Genomic DNA, 5155 nt, shown 5'->3' on the forward strand with positions numbered 1-5155 from the left:
GGGTGGGCGGCCGGGTCCGGCAGGCCGGCCTCGCGCCGCAGCTGCGACGCGGCGCGCCCCCGCCCTCGGGCGGCTGGGACCCGGCGCCGGACGCCGACGCCGAGACGGTGCGGGAGAGGATGTCCTCGCTCCAGCGCGGCTGGGAGCGGGGCCGGGAGGAGATGGACAGCCGGTCACGGGAGAACCCGCCCGGTACCGACGGACGTGAGGGACGACAGCCATGACGGCACCGCAGACCGAACACGACAGGGGGCCCGGCCGCAGCGCGGAGCTCGACTGGCTGCTCGACGACCTGGTCTCCCGGGTCGGCAGCATCCAGCACGCGCTGGTGCTCTCCGGCGACGGGCTGGCCCGGGGCTCCTCGCAGGGACTGGACCGGGAGGCGGGCGAGCACCTGGCCGCCGTCGCCTCCGGCTTCCACAGCCTCGCCAAGGGCGTCGGCCGCCAGTTCCAGGTCGGTTCGGTGCGCCAGACGATGGTCGAGCTGGAGGAAGCGTTCCTGTTCGTCGCAGCCTCCGGCTCCGGCAGCTGTCTGGCCGTCATGACGGGGCCCGGCGCCGACGTCGGCCAGGTCGCCTACGAGATGACGCTGCTGGTGCGCCGCGTCGGTGACCACCTGGGCACGGCCCCCCGCCTCGGCGCGACCGACCCGGCGTGAGACCGGCGGTGCGATGAGCCAGGGTTGGTTCGACGAGGACGCGGGGCCGGTGGTGCGCCCCTACGCGATGACGCGTGGGCGCACCCGGGTCGCCGGGGGAGAGCGCCTCGACCTGATCGCCCTGGTGACGGCTCTCATCGGCGGCGGCCAGGAGCTGCCGGCCGACGCCACGCTCCCCGGCGGGCAGGGCCTCGCACCCGAGCACGCCGAGATCCTGTACCGGTGCCGCCGGGTCTCCGAGTCCGTCGCGGAGCTCGCGACCGGACTGGACCTGCCCGTGGGCGTGGTGCGGGTCCTCATCAGCGACCTGCTGGAGGCCGGGCTGGTCCGGGTCAGCCACCCGATCCCGGCCGCCCAGCTACCGGACGAGAACATTCTGCGTGAGGTGATCGATGGTCTCCGGGCCCTCTGACATAGCAACGGCGGCCCCCGACCCGCTGGCCCTGAAGATCCTGGTCGCCGGCGGCTTCGGCGTCGGTAAGACCACCCTGGTCGGCGCCGTCAGCGAGATCCGCTCGCTCCAGACCGAGGAGCGGCTCACCGAGGCGGGTCGGCCGGTGGACGACACCACCGGGGTCGCGGCCAAGCGCACCACCACGGTCGCCATGGACTTCGGCCGCATCACCATCAGCGACGCGCTGGTGCTCTACCTCTTCGGCACGCCCGGCCAGGAGCGCTTCTGGTTCCTCTGGGACGAGTTGGCCCACGGGGCGATCGGCGCGGTGGTGCTCGCCGACACCAGACGACTGGCCGACAGCTTCGCGGCGATCGACTTCTTCGAGAGCCGCGGCCTGCCGTTCGCCGTCGGGGTCAACTGCTTCGAGGGCGCCGAGCGCTACCCGCCCGAGACGGTGCGCGCCGCGCTCGACCTCGACGAGGACATTCCGGTGGTGCTGTGCGACGCCCGCGTGCGCTCCTCGGCGCGTGAGGCGCTGGTCGCCGTCGTCGAGCACGCGCTGCAGCGGTCGGCCGCGGCGCGCAGCGCCATGACCTGACCGGCCACCGCCGCGCGGCCGTACCGTCCCGCCACCCGGGTGGCGGGACGGCGAAGCGGTTCCCCACCCTGGTGCGGCCGGGCGCGGCATGGCAGGGTCGCGCTGTACCGCGTCACGCGCACACCCCCGCTCGTGCGCGGGGCCACGCACACGACGCGTACCTCACCGGGAGCCGAGAATGACCACCACACCCCCCGACCGTGCAGCCGCGCCCGGACCCCTCTGGCAGCCGTCGCCGGAACGGGTCGCGGCGGCGCGCCTGACCCGGTTCCACCGGTTCGCGGCCGCGGAGCACGGCGCCCCGGCCCCGAGCGGCGCGCCCGACCCGGCCGGTGACTACGCCGCGCTCCACCGGTGGTCGGTCGGCGAACCCGAACGGTTCTGGGAAGCGATCACCCGCTGGTTCGACGTCTCGCTGGGGGAGGGCCCGGAACGGGTCCTCGCCGACGCGGCGATGCCCGGCGCCCGCTGGTTCCCCGGCGCCACCGTGAACTACGCGGCGCACGCCCTGCGATGGGCCGACGACCCCGCGCTGGCCGAGGAGCCGGCGCTGCTCGCCGTCGACGAGGAGCGGCCTCCCCGCCCGGTCTCCTGGCGTGAACTGCGCGACCGGGTGGCGGTCCTGGCCGAGGAGATGCGCCGCCTCGGCGTCGCCCCCGGCGACCGGGTCTGCGGCTACCTGCCGAACATCCCCGAGGCCGTCGTCGCCTTCCTCGCCACCGCCGCCGTGGGCGCGGTGTGGACCTCCTGCGCGCCGGACTTCGGGGCGCGCAGCGTGCTGGACCGCTTCCGGCAGGTGGAGCCGGTGCTCCTGTTCACCGTCGACGGCTACCGCTACGGCGGGAAGGAGCACGACCGGGGGGCCACCGTCGCGGAGCTGCGCCGGGAACTGCCCTCGCTGCGGGCCACCGTTTACATCCCGCTGCTCGGCACCGAGCCGCCGGCCGGCGCCCTGGCCTGGGACGAGGTCACGACGCCGGGGGCGCACCCGCCCGCGCCGGCCTACCGGGAGGTCCCGTTCGACCACCCGCTGTGGGTGCTGTACTCCTCCGGGACCACCGGCCTTCCCAAGGCGATCGTGCAGTCGCAGGGCGGCATCCTGGTGGAGCACCTCAAGCAACTCGGGCTCCACTGCGACCTCGGCCCCGGCGACCGGCTGTACTGGTACACCTCCACCGGCTGGATGATGTGGAACTTCCTCGTCTCCGGGCTGCTGGTGGGGGCCACCGTGGTCGTCCACGACGGCAGCCCGGCCCACCCCGGCCCCGACGCGCAGTGGCGCATCGCCGAGCGGACCCGCGCCACGCTCTTCGGCACCTCCGCCGCGTACATCACCGCCTGCGCCAAGAAGGACGTGCACCCCGCCCGGGACATGGACCTCAGCGCCACCCGCTGCGTCGCGACCACCGGCTCCCCGCTGCCGCCGGACGGCTTCCGCTGGCTGCACGAGGAGGTCGGGGCAGACCTGTGGATCGCCTCGGTCAGCGGCGGCACCGACGTGTGCAGCTGCTTCGCCGGCGCCGTACCGACCCTGCCGGTCCACGTCGGCGAGCTGCAGGCGCCGTGCCTGGGCACGGACCTCCAGGCGTGGGACCCGGCCGGCCGGGCGGTGGTCGACGAGGTGGGCGAGCTGGTGGTGACCAACCCGATGCCGTCGATGCCGGTGCGGTTCTGGAACGACCCCGAGGACCGGCGCTACCGCGAGAGCTACTTCGAGACCTACCCGGGCGTCTGGCGGCACGGCGACTGGATCACCGTCACCCGGCACGGCGGTGTGGTCATCCACGGCCGGTCCGACTCCACCCTCAACCGGCAGGGCGTCCGGATGGGCTCCGCCGACATCTACGAGGTGGTCGAACGGCTGCCGCAGGTCCAGGAGTCCTTGGTCGTCGGAGTGGAACTGCCCGACGGCGGCTACTGGATGCCGCTGTTCGTCAAGCTGGCGGAAGGCGCGGCCGACGACGACGCGCTCCGCGCCGCCGTCACGGCGGCGCTGCGGACCGAGTTGTCGCCGCGCCACGTGCCGGACGAGGTGGTCGTCGTGCCGGGCATCCCGCACACGCTCACCGGCAAGCGGCTGGAGGTGCCGGTGAAGCGGCTCCTCCAGGGCACCGCGCTGGAGCGGGCCGTCAACCCCGGCTCGGTGGACGACGTCGCGCTGCTGGCGTCCTTCGCGGAGCTGGGTGCCCGCCGCGCGGCCGACTCCGCGGGCGGCGGGGGCCCGGCCGCGCCTGCCCGGGGCTGACCCCGCCGGGACCGGCCGCCACGGCGGGGCCGGCCCCGGCGCACACGGGCCGTCGTCACTGTCAGTGCTCGTGACTACGCTGCGTGGTGATCGTTCGTCGAGGCCTCGGCCACCGGAGGAACACCATGCAGCAGACGCCACCGTCCCGTCCGCCGGGTCGGCCCGCCGCCACCGCGGCCGGCTACCGCGCGCTGACCGTCAGCACCGTCCTCGTCCCCGCCGATGCCCCGCCCGGCCCGGCTCCCGCAGAGCCGGGCGGGGGGCCGCACCCCGCCGACGCGTCGGGCACCGACCGGTGGGCGGAGCGCGACGCCTACCTGCGGGGTCTCGAACGCCACCTGCGGCAACTCGTCCGCCGGGGCGGTCCCGTCCGCCTCGCCCTCTTCGAACCCGAGGAGTACCTCGACCACTGCCGCCGCACCGGGGCCGACCCCGAGTCACCCGCCGCCCGCGCCGCCTGGACCGGAGAACGGGCGGCCGACGCGGCAGCCGTCGCCTACCGGGGCCAGCCGCTCGACCACGCGCTCACCCACCTGGCGGCGGCGGAGCAGGCCCGCCGGACCTGGGAGCGGTGCGCCGACCTGCTGGCCGCCGCGGAGCGCTGCCCGCGGTGCGGCGGCCCCGGCGCGGAATGCGCGTTCCAGCAGGCGGCAGACACCGTGACCGAGCTGCTGCGGCGTGCCGGTCCCGGGGCGCAGCGACTGGTGTGCACGCTCGCCGACGGCGCGGCGGGGCTGAGCGCCACGATGCGCCGTACCGACGGGAGTCGCACGCCGGACGCGGCGGCGGGCGACGCGGGGCCCGACGGCGCGGCGTCCCCCGGCCGCCGGCTGCGGGCGTCCGGCCCGGCCGCCGGTCCCTCGCCCCTGGCGTCCCCCGACGGGCTGCTGCTGCTCATGGTGCTCTCGGCAGCGCTCGCCACCGGCGGCGACGCCGGTTTGCTGCTGCGGTCGGCCCCGCCGCTCCCGCCGGCGGAGCGACCCGGGTCCGCCGACGGCCCGCCCGCCGGTGCCTCCCGGGGACGGGCTCCGGGGCAGGAGGTGCGGGGGTGGGCCGTCCACGGCGGCGCGATCCGCGCGCTGAGCGCCGCGGAGGTCGCCGCCGTCCGCCTGCTGCCCGACGACCCGGGGGCGGGCGCCCCCGGCGGGCCGCCGGTCGGCGCCGTCGTCCACCGGACCGCCCTCGAACTGCCCGGCTACCGGTGCCGCCCGCTGTGACCTGCCTTCCGACAGGCGGACGCCGGGGGCCGCCGCCCCC

6 protein-coding genes are annotated in these 5155 nt (G+C 76.3%); all 6 read left to right on the top strand.

The features are described from left to right. Positions 1 to 224, top strand: a 224-nt coding sequence (locus HCN56_RS23290) for a hypothetical protein (protein WP_167974282.1), incomplete at its 5' end; no start/stop codon positions are given. After that, complete coding sequence (locus HCN56_RS23295) at positions 221 to 658, top strand: roadblock/LC7 domain-containing protein (protein ID WP_167934763.1); 438 nt, start codon at positions 221 to 223, stop codon at positions 656 to 658. The genes HCN56_RS23290 and HCN56_RS23295, both read left to right, overlap by 4 nt. 13 nt (positions 659 to 671) lie before the next feature. Further along, positions 672 to 1070, top strand: coding sequence for a DUF742 domain-containing protein (locus HCN56_RS23300; RefSeq protein WP_167974284.1), 399 nt, complete (start codon positions 672 to 674; stop codon positions 1068 to 1070). Then, entirely contained in the window at positions 1051 to 1653 is a 603-nt protein-coding gene (locus tag HCN56_RS23305; protein ID WP_167974286.1) for a GTP-binding protein, read from the top strand. Before HCN56_RS23300 ends, HCN56_RS23305 begins: the two co-directional genes overlap by 20 nt. Positions 1654 to 1831: 178 nt before the next feature. Continuing rightward, positions 1832 to 3898, top strand: a complete 2067-nt coding sequence (locus HCN56_RS23310; protein ID WP_167974288.1) for an acetoacetate--CoA ligase — start codon at positions 1832 to 1834, stop codon at positions 3896 to 3898. 125 nt (positions 3899 to 4023) lie between these two features. Continuing rightward, positions 4024 to 5115, top strand: coding sequence for a DUF8829 domain-containing protein (locus tag HCN56_RS23315; RefSeq protein ID WP_167974290.1), 1092 nt, complete (start codon positions 4024 to 4026; stop codon positions 5113 to 5115). Positions 5116 to 5155: the final 40 nt, after the last annotated feature.

The sequence above is a fragment of the Streptomyces lonarensis genome (assembly GCF_012033735.1).
Taxonomy (GTDB): Bacteria; Actinomycetota; Actinomycetes; order Streptomycetales; family Streptomycetaceae; genus Streptomyces; species Streptomyces lonarensis.